Origin of the sequence: Kordiimonas aestuarii (assembly GCF_025574465.1) — a bacterium.
Classification (GTDB): Bacteria; Pseudomonadota; Alphaproteobacteria; order Sphingomonadales; family Kordiimonadaceae; genus Kordiimonas; species Kordiimonas aestuarii.
The window spans coordinates 35,825-52,554 of sequence record NZ_JAOBPP010000019.1 but is presented as its reverse complement, the minus strand read 5'-3'; the positions used below and the strand labels follow the sequence as shown (position 1 = coordinate 52,554).

At 57.0% G+C, this 16,730-nt stretch carries 18 protein-coding genes; 6 read left to right on the top strand and 12 right to left on the bottom strand.

The genetic code is table 11. The features are described 5' to 3' along the window. Positions 1-2: 2 nt before the first annotated feature. The 7 genes from tolR to OEU85_RS07615 form a co-directional block, all read right to left on the bottom strand. On the bottom strand, positions 3-443 hold the full coding sequence (tolR, locus tag OEU85_RS07645; protein WP_262690881.1) for a protein TolR: 441 nt from the start codon (positions 441-443) through the stop codon (positions 3-5). Further along, entirely contained in the window at positions 443-1,174 is a 732-nt protein-coding gene (tolQ, locus tag OEU85_RS07640; protein ID WP_262690880.1) for a protein TolQ, read from the bottom strand. Before tolQ ends, tolR begins: the two co-directional genes overlap by 1 nt. A gap of 40 nt (positions 1,175-1,214) precedes the next feature. Then, positions 1,215-1,694 (bottom strand): YbgC/FadM family acyl-CoA thioesterase, encoded by a 480-nt coding sequence (locus OEU85_RS07635; RefSeq protein WP_262690879.1) that lies wholly within the window; start codon positions 1,692-1,694, stop codon positions 1,215-1,217. Next, a complete protein-coding gene (gene ruvB, locus OEU85_RS07630; RefSeq protein WP_262690878.1) occupies positions 1,691-2,740 on the bottom strand; it encodes a Holliday junction branch migration DNA helicase RuvB in 1,050 nt (349 codons plus the stop codon). Before ruvB ends, OEU85_RS07635 begins: the two co-directional genes overlap by 4 nt. Beyond that, positions 2,737-3,360 (bottom strand): Holliday junction branch migration protein RuvA, encoded by a 624-nt coding sequence (gene ruvA / locus OEU85_RS07625; protein WP_262690877.1) that lies wholly within the window; start codon positions 3,358-3,360, stop codon positions 2,737-2,739. Before ruvA ends, ruvB begins: the two co-directional genes overlap by 4 nt. After that, complete coding sequence (gene ruvC / locus OEU85_RS07620; protein WP_262690876.1) at positions 3,357-3,854, bottom strand: crossover junction endodeoxyribonuclease RuvC; 498 nt, start codon at positions 3,852-3,854, stop codon at positions 3,357-3,359. Before ruvC ends, ruvA begins: the two co-directional genes overlap by 4 nt. Before the next feature lie 91 nt (positions 3,855-3,945). Beyond that, positions 3,946-4,698: a YebC/PmpR family DNA-binding transcriptional regulator gene (locus tag OEU85_RS07615; protein WP_262690875.1), complete on the bottom strand. Its 753-nt coding sequence runs from the start codon at positions 4,696-4,698 to the stop codon at positions 3,946-3,948. Between the two features lie 204 nt (positions 4,699-4,902). On the opposite strand from OEU85_RS07615, the gene OEU85_RS07610 reads away from it, so the two are divergent. Then, the gene (locus tag OEU85_RS07610) at positions 4,903-5,343 is read left to right on the top strand and encodes a GFA family protein (protein WP_262690874.1); all 441 of its coding nucleotides are present in this window, start codon (positions 4,903-4,905) and stop codon (positions 5,341-5,343) included. Here the strand turns inward: OEU85_RS07610 and OEU85_RS07605 are convergent. Beyond that, on the bottom strand, positions 5,340-6,422 hold the full coding sequence (locus OEU85_RS07605; protein ID WP_262690873.1) for a Kelch repeat-containing protein: 1,083 nt from the start codon (positions 6,420-6,422) through the stop codon (positions 5,340-5,342). The two genes, OEU85_RS07610 and OEU85_RS07605, sit on opposite strands and share 4 nt — an antisense overlap. 100 nt (positions 6,423-6,522) lie before the next feature. Between OEU85_RS07605 and OEU85_RS07600 the strand changes: the two genes are divergently transcribed. Continuing rightward, the gene (locus OEU85_RS07600; RefSeq protein WP_262690872.1) at positions 6,523-7,953 is read left to right on the top strand and encodes a YfcC family protein; all 1,431 of its coding nucleotides are present in this window, start codon (positions 6,523-6,525) and stop codon (positions 7,951-7,953) included. 21 nt (positions 7,954-7,974) lie between these two features. Further along, the gene (locus OEU85_RS07595; protein WP_262690871.1) at positions 7,975-8,355 is read left to right on the top strand and encodes a DUF4112 domain-containing protein; all 381 of its coding nucleotides are present in this window, start codon (positions 7,975-7,977) and stop codon (positions 8,353-8,355) included. Positions 8,356-8,373: 18 nt separating this feature from the next. Here OEU85_RS07595 and OEU85_RS07590 read toward each other — a convergent pair whose 3' ends face one another. Then, positions 8,374-10,188, bottom strand: a complete 1,815-nt coding sequence (locus OEU85_RS07590; protein WP_262690870.1) for an ABC-F family ATP-binding cassette domain-containing protein — start codon at positions 10,186-10,188, stop codon at positions 8,374-8,376. A gap of 143 nt (positions 10,189-10,331) precedes the next feature. Here OEU85_RS07590 and OEU85_RS07585 point away from each other — a divergent pair, with 143 nt between their 5' ends. The 3 genes from OEU85_RS07585 (at position 10,332) to OEU85_RS07575 (ending at position 13,044) form a co-directional block, all read left to right on the top strand. After that, the gene (locus OEU85_RS07585) at positions 10,332-10,868 is read left to right on the top strand and encodes a PH domain-containing protein (RefSeq protein WP_262690869.1); all 537 of its coding nucleotides are present in this window, start codon (positions 10,332-10,334) and stop codon (positions 10,866-10,868) included. Further along, positions 10,861-12,420, top strand: coding sequence for a PH domain-containing protein (locus OEU85_RS07580; RefSeq protein WP_262690868.1), 1,560 nt, complete (start codon positions 10,861-10,863; stop codon positions 12,418-12,420). The genes OEU85_RS07585 and OEU85_RS07580 overlap by 8 nt, the downstream gene beginning before the upstream one ends. Before the next feature lie 132 nt (positions 12,421-12,552). Next, the gene (locus OEU85_RS07575; protein WP_262690867.1) at positions 12,553-13,044 is read left to right on the top strand and encodes a porin family protein; all 492 of its coding nucleotides are present in this window, start codon (positions 12,553-12,555) and stop codon (positions 13,042-13,044) included. Positions 13,045-13,121: 77 nt separating this feature from the next. On the opposite strand, the gene OEU85_RS07570 is transcribed toward OEU85_RS07575, so the two are convergent. The 3 genes from OEU85_RS07570 to yaaA form a co-directional block, all read right to left on the bottom strand. Beyond that, entirely contained in the window at positions 13,122-15,368 is a 2,247-nt protein-coding gene (locus tag OEU85_RS07570) for a xanthine dehydrogenase family protein molybdopterin-binding subunit (protein WP_262690866.1), read from the bottom strand. After that, positions 15,365-15,835: a (2Fe-2S)-binding protein gene (locus OEU85_RS07565; protein ID WP_262690865.1), complete on the bottom strand. Its 471-nt coding sequence runs from the start codon at positions 15,833-15,835 to the stop codon at positions 15,365-15,367. Before OEU85_RS07565 ends, OEU85_RS07570 begins: the two co-directional genes overlap by 4 nt. A 120-nt stretch (positions 15,836-15,955) precedes the next feature. Further along, complete coding sequence (gene yaaA / locus OEU85_RS07560) at positions 15,956-16,729, bottom strand: peroxide stress protein YaaA (RefSeq protein WP_262690864.1); 774 nt, start codon at positions 16,727-16,729, stop codon at positions 15,956-15,958. Position 16,730 lies beyond the last annotated feature (1 nt).

Below are 16,730 nucleotides of genomic sequence, written 5' to 3'. Positions count from 1 at the left end.
CGTCAGTTCTGGTCCGCGATCAAGGCAACCTTGGTATAGCCTGCCCGATTGATCGCGCCGATCACCGCCATCACCCGTCCATAATCAAGCCTGGTGTCGCCCCTGATATAAATGCGGGTATCACGGCTGGCGCCTGCAATCGCCTCAAGGCGTGGAACGAGTTCCTCCATCTTCACCTCAGTGTCGACAAGAAATATGGCGCCTTCATGGTTGATGGATATCTCAAGCGGTTTGCTGTCCTGCGGCAGCGGCTTGGCCGCCGCCTTGGGCAGGTCAACCGGCACACCCGCCGTCAGCAGGGGCGCGGTGACCATAAAGACGATCAGGAGCACCAGCATCACGTCCACAAAGGGCGTCACGTTAATCTCCGCCAGCGGTTGGTAACGCCCCCGCCGTCTGCGCGCGCCGTCCGGACGGCCGCCTGATGTTACCGTCGCGCCCATCAGTGGGCCCTCTCGTCAAGCTGCCGTGACAGGATGGCCGCGAACTCATCCGAGAAACCTTCAACCCTGCCTGCGTAGCGGCCAAGGTCGGTCGACAGTTTGTTGTAGCCAATGACAGCGGGGATCGCGGCCACGAGCCCCAGTGCGGTTGCCAGAAGCGCCTCGGCAATACCGGGCGCCACGGTCGCAAGCGAGGTGTCACTTGCCGTCGCGATGGAGGTGAAGCTGTTCATAATGCCCCAGACGGTACCGAACAGGCCGACAAAGGGTGCTGCGGAGCCGATGGTGGCAAGATAGCCCACCTGGCCTTCAAGCCGGTCCATCTCCCGCGTGGTGGTTACGTGCATGGCTTTATAAACCCGGTCCTGCACCGTTACTTTATCAAGGCCCGAGGTGCTGGCACCAAGACTGCGCTGCCACTCCCGCATCGCGGCGACAAACACCGCTGCCAGCGGATGGCTGGGGGAGCCCTTCAGCGCTGTATAAAGCTCATCCAGCGACTGGCCTGACCAGAAGCGATCCTCAAAATCGTTGGCCTTGCCGCGCGCTTCCTTGAGCCGCGTCCACGTATTGAAGATGATCGACCAGCTCCAGAGGCTCGCGGTCAACAGCATGATCATGACAAACTGCACAATAAAATCGGCCTGCATGAACATGCCAAGAATGGAAAAGTCAGGTGCGTTGCCACCAAGCTGTACCGCTTCCACCCCTTGCACGATTTGATCTTGCATCAATGTCTCCCTGCCTCTCTTGCTTCCTGTTCCTCAGAACTTACGTATTTTTGCCCGCATTTGCGGCATCATCCATCCAGTTCTGCCAACAAATTCTGGCAGAATTGGGCCAGCGTCTCGGTTTACCGTCGAGCCCGATAATGGCGACAACAAGATCAGCCTCAGCGACCATCTCGCCGTTGCGTGTGATCCACTGTTTCACTTCAATTGCGGCCGCCCGCACTCGCTTGACCATGGAATGGCCGATCAGCACATCACCCACCTTGGCCTGCCGCTGGTATTTTATATTGATGCTGGAAACCACATAGGTAAGTGGCCCGCCTTCTACCTCAGGCAGGTCAAAAAGCACGTTTACATCCGCCTCAGTGTCCCGAATACTTTCGGTGCGCACGCGCTCAAAAAAACTGACATAGCGGCCATGATAGACCATGCCACCCACGTCGGTGTCCTCATAATAGACCCGGATCGGGAAGTGAAAGATGCCGTCTTTCCAGTCGCCCTCGGCGATTGTACCGGTCATTTTGAGCCTCCGAGCATATCCAGTTGTCCGCCGCCATGGCCTGTGGGTGGCGGTGTAAGCCCCAGATGCTTCCAACCGTCAGGCGACAGCATGCGGCCACGCGGCGTGCGCTGAACCAGCCCAACCTGCATCAGATAGGGTTCGATAATATCTTCAATTGCGTCACGCGGTTCCGACAGCGCGGCAGCCAGTGTTTCAACCCCCACCGGACCACCAGTGTAGGTGACGCCGATACAGTGCAGGTACCGACGGTCCATGGTATCAAGGCCGAGGTTATCGACCTGCAAACGCGTGAGCGCGGCATCTGCCGCCACAGCGTCCACCACATCGCGCTCTGCCATCAGGGCGAAGTCGCGCACGCGGCGCAAGAGGCGCCCGGCGATGCGCGGTGTACCACGCGACCGCGCCGCCACTTCGCGGGCACCATCTTCACTCATGTTCAGACTCAAGAGCCGTGCCCCCCGGCGCACCACCTCCGTGAGCTCATCGGTTGTATAAAACTCCAATCTCGTTGGGATACCGAAACGATCCCGCAACGGCTTGGTGATCAGCCCCGAACGAGTGGTCGCACCCACAAGGGTGAAAGGCGGCAGGTCAATGCGCACAGAGCGCGCCGCCGGGCCTTCACCGATGATCAGGTCAAGCTGGAAATCTTCCATCGCGGGGTAAAGCACTTCTTCAACCGCCGGGTTGAGGCGGTGGATCTCATCGATAAACAGGACGTCGCGTTCCTGCAAGTTGGTCAGAAGTGCTGCGAGGTCACCGGCCTTGGAGATCACCGGACCGCTTGTCGCGCGGAAATTTACCCCCAGTTCCCGCGCCACGATCTGCGCCAAAGTGGTTTTACCAAGGCCAGGGGGGCCAAAAAACAGCACATGGTCCATCGCTTCAGAGCGCTGCCGTGCCGCGCCGATGAAGATTTCAAGGTTTTCACGCGCCTGTTCCTGGCCGATAAATTCCTTCAGCGTTTGCGGTCTGAGGCCCACATCAAGCGTATCGCTTGTGCCTTCCGCCCCGCTTACCAGCCTGTCTTCAGCGTCACTCATAAGCTACTCAATTCCTTCAGCGCAGCAGGCACCAGCGCGCCAACATCTGCGCCTTCGCCCAGGTTGCTGGCAGCCTTCGCCACCGCACCGTGCGCCTCAACCGGCTTATAGCCAAGGTTTACAAGCGCCGAGATTGCATCCTCTATCGCGCCACTGCTGGCTGGTGTCGGTGCACCACCGCCAGCGGACATCTGCACGCCTTTGGGCTGGAACACAAGGCCGGTGACCTTGTCCTTGAGCTCATTGACGATGCGTGTGGCGACCTTGGGTCCAACGCCCTTGGCACGGGCCACCGCCGTTTTATCCTGCGCCGCAATCGCGTTCTGCAAATCAGTTGGTGACAACACAGACAGGATAGCCAGCGCCACCTTAGCCCCCACACCCTGTACGGAGGTCAGCAGCCGAAACATGTTTCGTTCAGCCACGTCCGCAAAGCCAAAAAGCGTGATGGCGTCTTCGCGCACCACGGTTTCCACGTGCATCTGCACGGCTTCACCCCGCGACGGCAGACCGGAAAGCGTGCGCGAGGAACTGTGGACAAGGTAGCCGACACCGCCAACATCAACGATCAGCCAGTCGTCTCCCGCGCTATCCAAAATGCCTGTCAGCTTGGCAATCAACGGTATGCTCCCCCAAGGTTTTTCATTGTTGCCACATGATGCGCATGGCAGATGGCAACTGCAAGTGCATCTGCGGCGTCCGGACCATTTATTTTAACCCCCGGCAACAGCACACGCACCATGGCGTCCACCTGTTCCTTACCGGCATGGCCGACACCGACGACGGATTTTTTCACATGGTTGGGCGTATATTCTGCAACGCTCAACCCCGCGCGAGCCGGAATAAGGAGCGCGATCCCCCGCGCCTGCCCAAGCTTGAGCGTGGAAGTGGGGTTTTTATTGACGAAGGTTTCTTCCACCGCGCAAGATCCAGGCTGCCACTCTGCAATCACGGTTTCCAGCCCTTCGGCCAGCTCCACAAGGCGCTCGGCCAGGCTCATCTTGCTGTTGGATGTCACGGTGCCATTGGCGATGTGGCGCAAGTTTGTGCCTACACTTTCGACAATGCCCCAACCGGTTTTCTGCAAACCTGGATCAAGCCCCAACAGCCGCATGATGCGCCGTCCCCTCTCGATAAAAACACTCGATAAAAATAAAGGCCCGCCCGAGGATCAAACCGGGCAGGCCTTTGTTGTGGCTTATGGCTTATTCAGCGTCAAGCTCGGCCAACACATCGTCGGGGATATCATAGTTCCCGAAGACGGTCTGAACGTCGTCGTTGTCCTCAAGCGCTTCGGTCAGGCGCATCACCTTTTCGGCGCCGTCCTTGTCCAGCACAATCGGCTCCTTCGGCTTCCAGATAAGCTTGGCGCTTTCCGGTTCCTTGCCCAGCGCTTCTGTCAGCGCGGACACGACAGCGTGCAATTCAGCCGCGTCGGTGTAAATGGCGTGGCCGTCCTCGTCTGACTCCACTTCATCCGCGCCCGCTTCAAGGGCAGCTTCGAACATCTCGTCCGCGCCCGCCGCATCTGCCGGGAAGATGATTTCGCCGACACGGTCGAACATGAAGCCAACAGAGCCGCTTTCGCCCATGTTGCCGCCAGCCTTGCCAAAGATACTGCGAACGTCAGAAGCCGTGCGGTTGCGGTTATCGGTCAACGCTTCAACGATGATACCAACGCCGCCCGAGGCATAACCCTCATAGCGCATTTCATCATAGTTTTCAGCGTCACCGCCCGATGCTTTGGCAATCGCACGCTCGATATTGTCTTTCGGCATGGACTGGGCCCGCGCCGTAGATACAGCGAGGCGAAGCCTTGGGTTACTGTCAATGTCCTCACCACCCATTTTGGCCGCAACCGTGATCTCACGGCTGAGCTTGGAGAAGATTTTGGATCGTTTTTTATCCTGCGCACCTTTGCGGTGCATGATATTCTTGAACTTGGAATGGCCTGCCATGGTTACCCTCTGCAGCTTATCCTTAAAATTGTTGTTTTCGTCTTGAATGCCGCACAAAGGCGCGAAGGCCCCGGCGTCAGTTGGCCCTCTTATTAACAGATTTAAAGCGCTTGAACAGGGGGAAGTTGGCATTTTACCGCTACAAAGAACGGCTTTCTTGTGCCAAGCTGCGCGCGATTGGTAAACGAATGGCAGGAGAATGGCGTGCAACGATTGGAAGGTGGCTGTTATTGCGGCAACATCAGTGTTCGACTGGACACAGAGAAAGCACCAGACCTGCTGACACCGCGTGCGTGTGACTGCGACTTTTGCACCGGCCACGGTGCCTCCTGGGTATCAGACCCGGACGCACACCTTGAAATCGAAATCCAGAACGAGGCTGCGATCAACCTGTTTGAGCAAGGATCAAAGTCCGCGCGCTTCTGGCTGTGCCAGCGCTGTGGTGTGCTCACATGCGTGACCTGCGACGTAGACGGCGAACGCCGCGCTGCCGTTAATGTGCGGGCGCTCAGTGACCGTTCCAGCTTCCCGCCGCCCACCAGCGTGTCACCCAAGGCCCTGTCGGCGGACGAGAAAAAGGCACGCTGGTCCGACGTCTGGATCAAGGGCGTAACAGTCAAGGACTGCTGGGATGTCGGGCTTTAGTGACCTGAGGTTTGCTCACATACGGTAACCTTGCCTGCAACCGAAGTCACTTCACCTGTCACAGCCCGCCCCTCCACGAGGCCGCCAATGGTGATCCAGTCACCATGCCACTTCACGAGGCCCCGGTGGTCCATGCTGGCGATCGGCTTGTCCTCGTACGCCACCCAGTTATCCTTTGTGAAATCCCATGCGAACACATGTTTCTGCGGTTTTGACGGCTCGCCGTTGTAGCCAATGCCGTTATAGTTATAGGCGTTGGGCGTCCCGCCGACGAAGAGCACACGGTTACCTTCCGCATCGCCTTCACCACCCATGCGGTAATGGCCGCGACCCGGCAGTTGCGGCAACCGACGATAGGTGATGGTTGAGGGGTCATTTTCATCAATGATACCCATCCAGCCTTCATTGACGGTACCGAACTGGCGTTTGCCGTCTTCGCTCTCGCCCACGACAGCGACGCCGTCCGCGATCACGAAGCGATTGCCAACAATCCCACCGGCATGGCCAAATACGGGGCTGCCTGGGTAATCACTTGCGTTGAACCACCGGTCCTCGGTGGTGTCATACACCTGCACATCACGCACATTACCCTCATTGTGCCACCCCGAGACGATATAGATATAGCGTGCGTCATAGACAAAGCTGACCGCGTCATCGACCGGGTTTGGCATATCGGCGATACGGCTGTATTCCCCTGACGCCGGGTCAAAGACAAAATTCTCGGCTCTGGAAACCTCGCTGCCATCCTCCGCCACACTGTAGCCACCAAAGATGTAAGCCTTGCCACCTACGGCTTCCGCCGTTGCCGCCAGCCTGCCACCCTCCACCGGCAGGTCGGGCAGCCTGGTCCAACCCGTGTCGCCCGCCTTGAACATATAAGCCGCGCGGGATGTATCCCGCCACGTTTTGCCCGCCTTCAAACCGGCGAAGCTGAACAAGGCAGCCTTGCCATCTGACATTGACGCAGCGACCGCATTGTTGGCATGCGCCTCCGGCAGGCCAGGCACACAGGTATCAGCGTTTGCCGTGGTTGCCGCGAGTGCCAGCAAACCGATACTTCCCAATCGAGCTATTTTCATTTCAAACCCTTTCGACTTCTGCGGTGATGCGTGACAACGGACAGCATAGCTGCCAATATTGTTTTCAAATATAATAATTCAGTCATGGGGAGGCTATTTTATGGCGACAGGCACCGCCGACGAGGGTACGCCGAAGAAGAAGGGCTGGTTCCCGGATTCCCTCGTTCTTATTTTTTCGCTGATTATCGTTGCGCAGATACTGTCTTACGTCATTCCGTCAGGCACCTTCGAGCGTGCGCCCGCGCCGTTTGACAGCCACCGGGAAATGGTGTTGCCCGGCAGCTTCACCGCCGCCCCGGACGCGCCCGCGCTTGAACCGTGGCACTTCCTTTCCGCCATCCCGCGCGGCCTTGAAAGCGCGCAGGAAATCATCTTCCTTGTCTTTCTTGTTGGCGGTGTCATCGCGCTGTTGCGGGCATCCGGCGCGATTGATGCGATCCTGTTTCGCGCCGTGCGTACCTTTAGCTCAAGCCCTGGCATCCTGATTGGCGGCACCCTGTTGCTTTTTGGCCTTGGCGCCTTCACCATCGGTATGGGGGAGGAATATATGCCGCTCATCCCCATTCTGGTGACCATGTGCCTTGCCATGAAACTCGACAGCATTGTGGCGATGGGCATCCTGTGGGCCAGTTATGGCGTCGGCTGGGCAACGGCAGGCACCAACCCCTTCGGTGTGCTGATCGCCCAAGACATTGCTGGCCTGCCGCCAACATCCGGCCTGGGTTTCCGCATCGTCATTTTCCTGCTGTGCCTGCTGGTCGCCTTCCAGCACATCTACGCCTACGCCAAAAAGATCGCAGAAAACCCAAGCAAAAGCCTTGTTGCCCATGTTGACTATAGCGAAGGGTTCAGCATCCCCGAAGATGTGTCGTTCACATGGCAACGGAAACTCATCCTTGGTGTTTTCACCGCAGGCATTGTCTTCTTTGTCTATGGCGCGCAGAACTGGGGCTGGTATATCCTTGAACTGATTACCATCTTCCTCGCCATCGGTGTGCTGACAGCCGTCATCGCCCGCATGGACCCAAATGATGCCGCCAAGACATTCATTGCGGGTGCCGCTGAAATGACGGCAGCCGCGCTTTTGATAGGCTTCGCCCGCACCATCGAGGTAGTGCTGACAGACGGCATGATCATTGATACCATCATCAATGCCATCGCCTCCATGCTTGACGGAACAGGCCCAGACGTTTCCGCCCTTGGCATGCTTCTGGTGCAGACCATCACCAATTTTTTCATTCCGTCCGGCAGCGGACAGGCCTTTGTCACCATGCCCATCATGTCGCCGCTGGCGGACCTTACGGGTGTTTCCCAGCAAACAGCGGTTCTTGCCTACCAGTTCGGCGACGGTTTCACCAATATGGTGGTCCCCACCAGCGCGCTTGTTGTCGGCACACTTGCGCTGGGGAAGATCCCTTATGTGCAGTGGGTGAAATTTGTGACACCGCTTCTCATAAAGCTGTTCGCGCTCGCGGCCGCCATACTTGTGTTTACCGTGCATTTCGGTGAATACATCGGCTTTGCAAACTAGGCTAAGAAGGAGGCAGGCATTATGGAGGAAACAGGCCACAACCGCCTTAATGCAACCGATAAGCAACGGGCGCGACGGATTTACCGTCTCGCTCGCCTGCTCGACAACCAGTTTCGACTGCCTGTACTCGGGGTTCGCTTCGGGCTTGATAGCATTCTTGGCCTCATTCCCGGCGCGGGCGATACTGTCACCGCCATCATGGCCGCCTATATCATCCTTGAAGCGTGGCGTTTGGGGGTCAGCAAAACGACAATCGCCAAGATGCTTGGAAACCTGGTGCTCGACTGGGTTATCGGCTCCATACCGTTGATCGGCGACATATTCGACCTTGGCTTCAAGGCCAACCTTCGCAATATATGCCTGTTGGAAAAAGACCTTGGCACTGAACTCAAGGATCTATAGTTCTGTCTGAACGAAGCCCTATTGCCCCAGACTTTCCCTGAGTTCTTCAAGCTCCAGCCAGCGCATTTCCTTTTCGTCCACTGTGTCGCGCAAGGTCTCCAGTTCCTTGGAAAGCGACGCGAACCGGTTCGGGTTCTTCGCATACAGGTCAGGGTCTGACAGCTCTGCCTCCATATCGGAAATTTTCATCGACAGCGTTTCCACTTCTGCCGGAATCTGGTCCAGCTCCCGTTGGTCCTTGTAGGAAAGCTTGCTGGCCTTTTTCTTTGGTGCGTCGGCGATATTGCTGACATTGGATTTCGGTTTTTCGGTCCGTACCGGTTCCGCGTCCTTTTCAGCCAGTGCTTTCAGCGCCCTGTAGTCAGAATAGCCGCCTGGATATTCTGTCGCATTGCCGTCGCCTTCCATGACGATCGAACTGGTAACCACGCGGTCGAGGAAATCCCGGTCGTGGCTGACAAGCAGGATGGTACCCTTATAGTCAGCCAGCACTTCCTGCAACAGGTCAAGCGTGTCCATATCAAGGTCGTTTGTCGGCTCATCAAGGACCATAAGGTTGGACGGCTTGGCAAAATTGGCGGCGATCAGAAGGCGGTTACGCTCCCCGCCCGACAGCGCATGCACGGGGGTGTGCGCGACCGAGGGGTCAAACAGGAAGTCCTTGAGGTAGCTCATGACATGTTTACTTTCGCCGCCCACGAACACCCAGTCGCCGCGGCCACCTGTCAGCACATCGATCACCGTCATATCTTCCCTGAGCGCCGCGCGCTTCTGGTCAATCAGGATGCTTTCCAGGTTGGTGCCAAGCTTGATGCTGCCCGCGTCTGGTGCCAGTTCGCCGGTCAACACCTTGAGCAGGGTGGATTTGCCCACGCCGTTGGGGCCAATGATGCCGATACGGTCACCCCGGTTGATACGAATATCAAAACCTTCAAACAGAGGGCGACCGTCAAAGCTTTTGGCAATGCCCCTGGCTTCGATGACCCGGGTGCCGGAACGGTCAGCCCCAGCGAGCGAGATATTGACCTGCCCTGCGGCCTGCACGGTGTTGCGGCGCTCCTTGCGCATGTCATAGAGCCGCCGCAGACGGCCCTGATTCCTTGTCCGGCGGGCGCTGATACCCTCAACCGACCAGCGAGTTTCCTCCTTGATCACCTTGTCCAGTTTTTTAAGTGCGTCAGCTTCCTCGGCATAAACCTTGTCCTGCCATTCCTCAAATTTGGCGAAACCGTCATCAAGACGGCGTACACGACCCCGGTCAAGCCACAGGCAGGCGGTTGCCAGATTAGCCAGAAAGGCGCGGTCGTGGCTGATCAGCACCATGGCGCCACGCCAGCCCTTGAGGAAGGCTTCAAGCCACTGGATGGTGTTGATATCAAGGTGGTTGGTTGGCTCATCAAGCAGCAACAGTTCCGGCTCGCCGATCAAGGTGCGCGCAAGCGCGGCGCGGCGCATCTCCCCGCCTGACGCGGTGCCGGGCGAGGCGGTACCGTTAATATCAAGGTCTTCGATCAGCACATCGGCGCGGTAATCCTGGTCGCGCTCGTCTTCTGGCAACCCACCCAGAATGTAATCCTTCAGCGTATGGTAGCCCGAGGCATCTGGCTCCTGCGGCAGGTAGGCGATGCGGCTACCGGGCTGGACCCATCGTTCGCCGCCGTCGGGCTCGATAATACCCGCGATCACCTTCATCAGCGTGGATTTGCCAGTGCCATTGCGCCCGACAAGGCACAGCCTGTCAGTCGTGCCGATATGCATTTCAAGGGCATCCAATATGGGGTTGGCACCCCAATGCAGATTAATTTCCTTGAGGCTGAGAATTGGTGGCGCCATGATTGCCCTTCGTTCAGGTAACGGGCAAGCAATGATCTGCCGCCCTTGCGATACGCCCGCCTTATACCCAACTATGGGAAAGGCGTTCAAGCCCTGCCTTCACACAAGACGGGGAAATAAATCAAGCTTTGAGGGGGACCGGCATGCCAGACACCGATTTCAGCACCGAGATGCCGAGAAACAGCGATCTGCCGCAGAGTGAAACCCTTGAATTTGAGGCTCTTGACGCTCACCGCGCCACCATCCTGATGATCATTGGCCTCGCCATCTGGGCCGCAGTATCAATAGTCTGGACGGTTGTCAAAACGCTGCTGGGGATCGAAAGCCCCCTGTTTCCGGGTGAATTTCTGTATCTGCTGCCGCTTATCCCACTGCCCTTCATCATAGTCCTGACACGCCGGTCAGCGGCTCACTGTGGATACGCGGTGCGCGCGCAGGATGTGCACTACAGGCACGGCATCATCTGGCGGTCAGAGACCTCCCTACCCTTCAACCGGATACAGCATGTGGAAGTGGAGCGCGGGCCGCTCGAACGTATATATGGCCTTTCCACCCTCAAGTTTTTCGCTGCGGGCGGCGGCAGCGCAGACCTGACCATCCCGTCCCTCAAGGACGAGGACGCGACACGGCTCAGGGCCTTTATTCTTGAAAAGGCCGGGGCAGACCATAGCGATGACTGATACCAACGCCGAGCAAACGGTTCCGGACAGCCTTGTCAGCGAATGGCAGCGCCTGTCGCCGGTTTCCATTATCTATTTTGTGTTGAAATTCATCATGGGGTTTGCCAAACACGGGGTGCAAAACGCCGCGATTTTCGGTGGTATTTTCATTTTCTCCGGCGGCGATAATCGCCTGCCCATCATTATCGCCATTGTAGGCGCAGCCATGCTCTTGCTGCTCGTTGCCTCGGTCCTCAGTTACCTGAACTTCCGTTTTCGTATTAATAAAAATGCCTTCCTGATCCACAAAGGGGTAATCCAGAAGAAACGCCTGACACTTTCGTTCGACCGCATCCAGAATATAGCGCTTAAGGAACCGGTTTACTTCCGCCCCTTCGGGCTGGTAAACATGGCGCTTGAAAGCGCGGGCTCCGTGACGGAGGAAGTCAGCCTCGCCGGGATTGACCGACGCCTTGCTGAAAGCTTGCGCCGAAGTGTTCTGTCCGACCCGAAAGCCCCCATGCAGGCGGAAAGTACGGAACCCGCGCCCACCAATACGGAAAAGCACAGCGAAATACCGTTGCTGCATCACCCGGTCGCCGAGTTGGTGCGCTATGGGCTGAGCAACAATAATGTCTGGGTATTTGCGGGCCTGGCCGCCGGTGCGATCAGCCAGATCGACGAAGACGTTAGCGGCTATATCAAGGACTGGCTTTCAGTGCCCGAAGCGTTTATCTCATCGCACAGTACCGGGGCGGTTATCGGCTTGTTTGCCGGCATCGCCATTCTTATGCTGGCTATGTTGCTGCTTGGGTCCGTGATTGGCGCCATTGTCATTTATTACGACTATCGCCTGAGTTTTTCGGACGGCCGTTTTCACCGCCTGAAGGGATTGTTTGAACGCTCCGACACCAGCTTGCCCGCGAGTAAAATTCAGGCACTGAAGATCAATCAACCCTGGCCCGCGCGCCTCCTGTACCGCAGCCACATTACCCTGATGCAAATCGGCTTCTCCCCTGCGTTCGATCAGGGGGAAACACATGTTAAACAAGCCAAGTTTATTGTCCCCAGCATGAGGCATGATCAAATCTCCGCGCTGGTGGCAACCCTTTATCCAGACATGGCGTGGCAGACCGTAACCTTTGCGCCGATCGACAAACTTTATCTCAAGCGGCTGTTCTGGCTGGATTTCCTGACACCTGCCACGGTCATCGCCATCCTTCTGGCTGGCTTGGCGGCGACAGCGTGGTTTCTCCTGCTCACGCTTGTCCCGGTTATTATCTACCCGCTCCTGCGCATGAATTACGCGAAGCACGGCTACTGGACTGATGGCCAGCACATTGCCGTCAGGCAGGGTGTTTTTGGCCACAAAATTGTCATTTTCCCGATCTACAAGGCGCAAGGTGTGAAGATAAAGCGATCCCCCGGCCAGCGCCGGAAAGGCCTTGCTACCTTGGTGGTGAAATTGGCAGGCCATAAGGTGAGTGTACCGTATATCCCACACGAGGCCGCCATGCGCTGGCGTGACCGCATATTACACACCCTCGCGACCGACCGCACGCCTTGGATGTAACAAAAAAGCAACACATTTCAATAAGTTAAATAAATACATCAAAGACGATTGACTTCTTTTTCCGAAGCACTATGTATCCCCGGCGACCGGCGAAGACCGGCGTTTTAAAAACCAATCACGAGGATACAGAAAATGAAAAAGACCATTCTGACAGCGACGATTGCTGCTACCCTGCTTGTTGCCGGTGCAGCGAACGCACAAGACGAAAAACACTTTGACGGCTTTTACCTCGGCGGTGAATTTGGCCACACCATCAGCGACGGTGCGGATGACATTTACTACGGCGCCGTAGGCGGCTACCGCAAACAGCTCGACAACAATTTTGTTGTTGGCGTTGAAGGCACCTTCGGCACGGCCGACATCACCTATCTGGACCATATCTGGACAGTAAATGGCACCGTTGGTTATGCATTCGGCGCTGAGAAACGCGACCTTATTTTCGGTGGCGTCGGGTATGTTAAAGCCAAGGCGTCTGCGGCTGGTTATTCCGTAACCGGTGATGACATCAGCTTTATTGCAGGCTATGAGCGCGCCGTCGGCGACAATGTTTCGCTGCGCGTAAAAGCAAACGTCTATGGCGACGACACAGTTGTGCCAAGCGTTGGTGTTGCTTTCCGCTTCTAGGCGGTAAACTTCACAGGCTATAAAAAAGGCGGCCCTGTTCCCCGGGGCCGCCTTTCTTCTTTTTTTAAAGCTACGTATCAAGCTGTCATCTGGTGGCCAATCGGCAAACGACGGATGCGGTTGCCTGTGGCGGCAAAAATCGCGTTGGTAATCGCAGGTGCCACAGGCGGCACACCCGGTTCACCCACGCCGCCCGGCACACCGGTGGTTTCAAGGATCGCCACCTCAACATGGGGGCTTTCCTCAATCCGGCACACAGGGTACCCGTCGAAGTTACTTTGCTCGATCCGGCCGTCCTTGGCGGTAATCTCACCATGCAGCGCAATCGATGTGCCAAACACAACGGCTCCCTCCATCTGTGCTTTCACCCTGTCAGGGTTCACGGCCAAGCCACAGTCCGCCGCCACCCAGGCGCGCGGCACAGACAAACGACCGTCGTCGCCAACAACCACTTCCACCACATTAGCGACATAGGTCACAAAGCTGCGGTGAACCGAGATGCCGAGGCCATGGCCTTTTGGCATTTCCTTGCCGTAGCCGGACATCTCAACGGCTTTTTTAAGCACGGCCTTGAGGCGTGCGGTATCAACCGGGTGCCGGTCGAGCGTTTCACCATAGTTGGAATAGTCAGCACCGTCCTTGGCCGGATCGATCATGCGGTCAGAGCCAATCAGCTCAAGCCACATATCATCAGTTCGCTTGCCGCCTGCATGGGCAAGTTCGTCAACAAAAGACCCAAGCGCAAACGCGTGCTGGATATTGGTCACAGACCGCATCCAGCCAATGCGTACATGGCCGCGTGCCTTACCCGCATCCACCTGCAGGTTTGGCGTCTCAAACGGGATATCCAGCAGGCCGAGCCCCATCTCCATCGCTACAGGGCCTTCTGTGCGTGGATCAAATATCTCGAAGATTGATGGGAATGCCGTTTTGTGCTTCCATGCTGTAACCCTGCCGTCCACGTCCAGCGCGCCCTTCACCCTCTGGGCCGAGATCGTGTGATAATAACTGTGCTGCATATCGTCTTCACGCGTCCAGACCATTTTCACGGGCTTGCCCGCATGTTTGGCAAGGATGGCGGCTTCCGCGGCGAAGTCAGGCTTCGATTTGCGGCCAAAGGCACCGCCCAGCAGCGTGGCTTCCACATGAATCTGTACAGGCTTCAGCCCAACGTAGGGTGCCACGGTATCTTGTACCGACTGCGGATCCTGACAACATACCCACATCCTGAGCGTATCGCCCTGCCATTCTGCCGTCGCGGCAGGCGGCTCCATCGGCGCATGGTGCAGGTGTGGGACAAAATAATCCGCCTCAACGACCGTCACGGCGTTCGCCAGCGCGGTGTCTACGTCCCCCCGCTTGAGATGGTTGACATCTTCACCATCTATGGCCTGCCACAGGATCTTTTCATACTCCGCGGTGTCATAGCCTCCATTATCACCCGCCTCAAACTCGGGCGCTGCTGCTTCAAGGCCCTTTTTTGCGGCATAGGTATTGGTTGCAAGCACAGCCAAACCACCCAGCGGTTTGAACATGATCGGTTTTTCAAATACCGGTAGCTCAACCACGTCCACAACGCCCTTCACGGCCATCGCCGCTTCCTTGTTGTAGCCGGTAAGCTTGCCGCCTACGACAGGCGGGCGTTTCGCGACGGCATACAGCATGCCCTCACGGCGCACATCCTGACCAAACTGGCTGGAGCCAGTCACAAAATCCTTCATATAGATATTGCGTACGGACTTGCCGATATAACGGCGGTCCGCCTTGGCCTTGTAGCTCACCTTCGTCGCGTCCGGCACCGGCAGTTCAGCAGCAGCCGCGACAAATTCGCTATAGTCCGCGGACTTGCCCGTCGCCTTGTTGTGGATGCGGTGTTCTTTCGCCATGACCTGATCAGCCGACACACCCCACTTTTCAGCGGCGGCCTGCTCCAGCATCATACGGGCAGCAGCACCCGCATGGCGGAAGGTGTCATAAAACTTGCGGATCGAAGTGGAACCGTCGGTGTTCTGGTCGCCAAACTTCTGGTCACCAAAGGCCGCAACAAAGTTAATGCGGCTCCAGTCTGCGTCGAGTTCGTCAGCAATGATCTGCGGCAGGCCTGTGCGGCTACCCTGCCCCATCTCAACCCGGTGGATATAGATATTCACCGTACCATCTTCGCTGATGGAAAGATAATTGCTCGCCTCCAGCTGACCGGAGGCTTTTTTGATTGCAGCCATCAGGCCTTTGGAGACCAGGGGAGCTGTCAGCACAAGGCCACCTATGATGCCAGCGCCCTTCAATACACCCCGGCGGGAAACATTTTCGACCATATGGGTCATAGCTTGCCTCCCTTGATTTTGCCGTCCGCAACGTCGCGAATGGATTTTTTAATGCGCTGGTATGTACCGCACCGACAGATGTTACCCGACATGGCCATGTCGATGTCTTCATCCGTGGGGTTTGGGTTATCGGCAAGCAAGGATGCGGCCTGCATGATCTGGCCCGACTGGCAGTAGCCGCATTGTGGCACGTTGTTCTCCGCCCACGCAATTTGCAGGGCATGCAGCATGTCACCGGTGCCAAGGCCCTCGATGGTGGTCACTTCCGTGCCTTCGACATCGTCCATCCATGTCTGGCAGGAGCGCACAGCCATGCCATCCACATGCACCGTGCAGGCACCGCACAGCCCCGCGCCACAACCAAATTTGGTGCCGGTCATGCCCGCAAGGTCACGCAGATACCAAAGCAGCGGCATTTCACCGTCGCCATCATAGCTGATGGCACGGCCATTAATCTTGAAGTCCATTGGTCTTCCCCTCACTTGTCCTGACAGTGTGTCAGGAAGTATAGCGCGAGGGAGCGCTGTGTCGAAACAACTTCTGTTTACCGGATGCTGCTATATGCTTGCCTGATCCTGCAAATTACTTCAGGGCTGGGGACGTGAAAAGACCCATTCAGTCGCCGTAGATGACTCTTCATCATAGCGGTACCCCTCAAGGTCAAAGGCTTTAAGCGCTTCCACATCATTGATCCGGTTATCGATGGCGTAGCGTGCCATCATGCCGCGCGCCTTTTTGGCAAGGAAGGAGATCACCCGCGCCTTGCCGTCCTTGATTTCCCTGAAACTTGGCGTGATGACTTTGGCCTTCAACGCCTTCAGCTTTACCGCCCGGAAATACTCATTCGAGGCCAGGTTCACAAGGACCGGATCCGCATCATCCGCGAAATCTTCGTTCAGCGCTTTTGAGATGCGGTCCCCCCAGAAGGTGTAAAGATCTTTACCGCGGCGGGTGACAAATTTGGTGCCCATCTCAAGCCGGTATGCCTGCATCAGGTCCAGCGGCTTCAGCATCCCATAGAGACCGGAGAGAATACGCACATGGGCGTTGGCAAACGCACGGTCTTCCTCGCTCATGCTTGGGGTGTCCATGCCAATATAGACATCCCCCTTGAAGGCATCGATAGCCGGGCGCGCATTCGCAGGCGTAAAAGGTGTTTCAAACGCCTTGAACCGCGCCACATTCAGCTCCGCCAGCACGTCAGAGATGCCCATCATGGCCTTGAGGTCAGCAGCCCTGAGCCGCTTCGCCTTCTTCGCCAGCATTTCCGCCTGGTCAAGCATGCGCGGCACATCCGTTCCCGGTGCCATGTTTTCACTTTCAAAATCAAGCTTCTTTGCAGGTGACAGAACGATCAGCATA

What these genes read in the sequence shown, in the direction of transcription:
- tolR (WP_262690881.1), bottom strand. Translation starts at nt 443, where the DNA reads ATGGGCGCGACGGTAACATCAGGCGGCCGTCCGGACGGCGCGCGCAGA.
- tolQ (WP_262690880.1), bottom strand. Translation starts at nt 1,174, where the DNA reads ATGCAAGATCAAATCGTGCAAGGGGTGGAAGCGGTACAGCTTGGTGGC.
- OEU85_RS07635 (WP_262690879.1), bottom strand. Translation starts at nt 1,694, where the DNA reads ATGACCGGTACAATCGCCGAGGGCGACTGGAAAGACGGCATCTTTCAC.
- ruvB (WP_262690878.1), bottom strand. Translation starts at nt 2,740, where the DNA reads ATGAGTGACGCTGAAGACAGGCTGGTAAGCGGGGCGGAAGGCACAAGC.
- ruvC (WP_262690876.1), bottom strand. Translation starts at nt 3,854, where the DNA reads ATGCGGCTGTTGGGGCTTGATCCAGGTTTGCAGAAAACCGGTTGGGGC.
- OEU85_RS07615 (WP_262690875.1), bottom strand. Translation starts at nt 4,698, where the DNA reads ATGGCAGGCCATTCCAAGTTCAAGAATATCATGCACCGCAAAGGTGCG.
- OEU85_RS07605 (WP_262690873.1), bottom strand. Translation starts at nt 6,422, where the DNA reads ATGAAAATAGCTCGATTGGGAAGTATCGGTTTGCTGGCACTCGCGGCA.
- OEU85_RS07600 (WP_262690872.1), top strand. Translation starts at nt 6,523, where the DNA reads ATGGCGACAGGCACCGCCGACGAGGGTACGCCGAAGAAGAAGGGCTGG.
- OEU85_RS07595 (WP_262690871.1), top strand. Translation starts at nt 7,975, where the DNA reads ATGGAGGAAACAGGCCACAACCGCCTTAATGCAACCGATAAGCAACGG.
- OEU85_RS07590 (WP_262690870.1), bottom strand. Translation starts at nt 10,188, where the DNA reads ATGGCGCCACCAATTCTCAGCCTCAAGGAAATTAATCTGCATTGGGGT.
- OEU85_RS07585 (WP_262690869.1), top strand. Translation starts at nt 10,332, where the DNA reads ATGCCAGACACCGATTTCAGCACCGAGATGCCGAGAAACAGCGATCTG.
- OEU85_RS07580 (WP_262690868.1), top strand. Translation starts at nt 10,861, where the DNA reads ATGACTGATACCAACGCCGAGCAAACGGTTCCGGACAGCCTTGTCAGC.
- OEU85_RS07575 (WP_262690867.1), top strand. Translation starts at nt 12,553, where the DNA reads ATGAAAAAGACCATTCTGACAGCGACGATTGCTGCTACCCTGCTTGTT.
- OEU85_RS07570 (WP_262690866.1), bottom strand. Translation starts at nt 15,368, where the DNA reads ATGACCCATATGGTCGAAAATGTTTCCCGCCGGGGTGTATTGAAGGGC.
- OEU85_RS07565 (WP_262690865.1), bottom strand. Translation starts at nt 15,835, where the DNA reads ATGGACTTCAAGATTAATGGCCGTGCCATCAGCTATGATGGCGACGGT.
- yaaA (WP_262690864.1), bottom strand. Translation starts at nt 16,729, where the DNA reads ATGCTGATCGTTCTGTCACCTGCAAAGAAGCTTGATTTTGAAAGTGAA.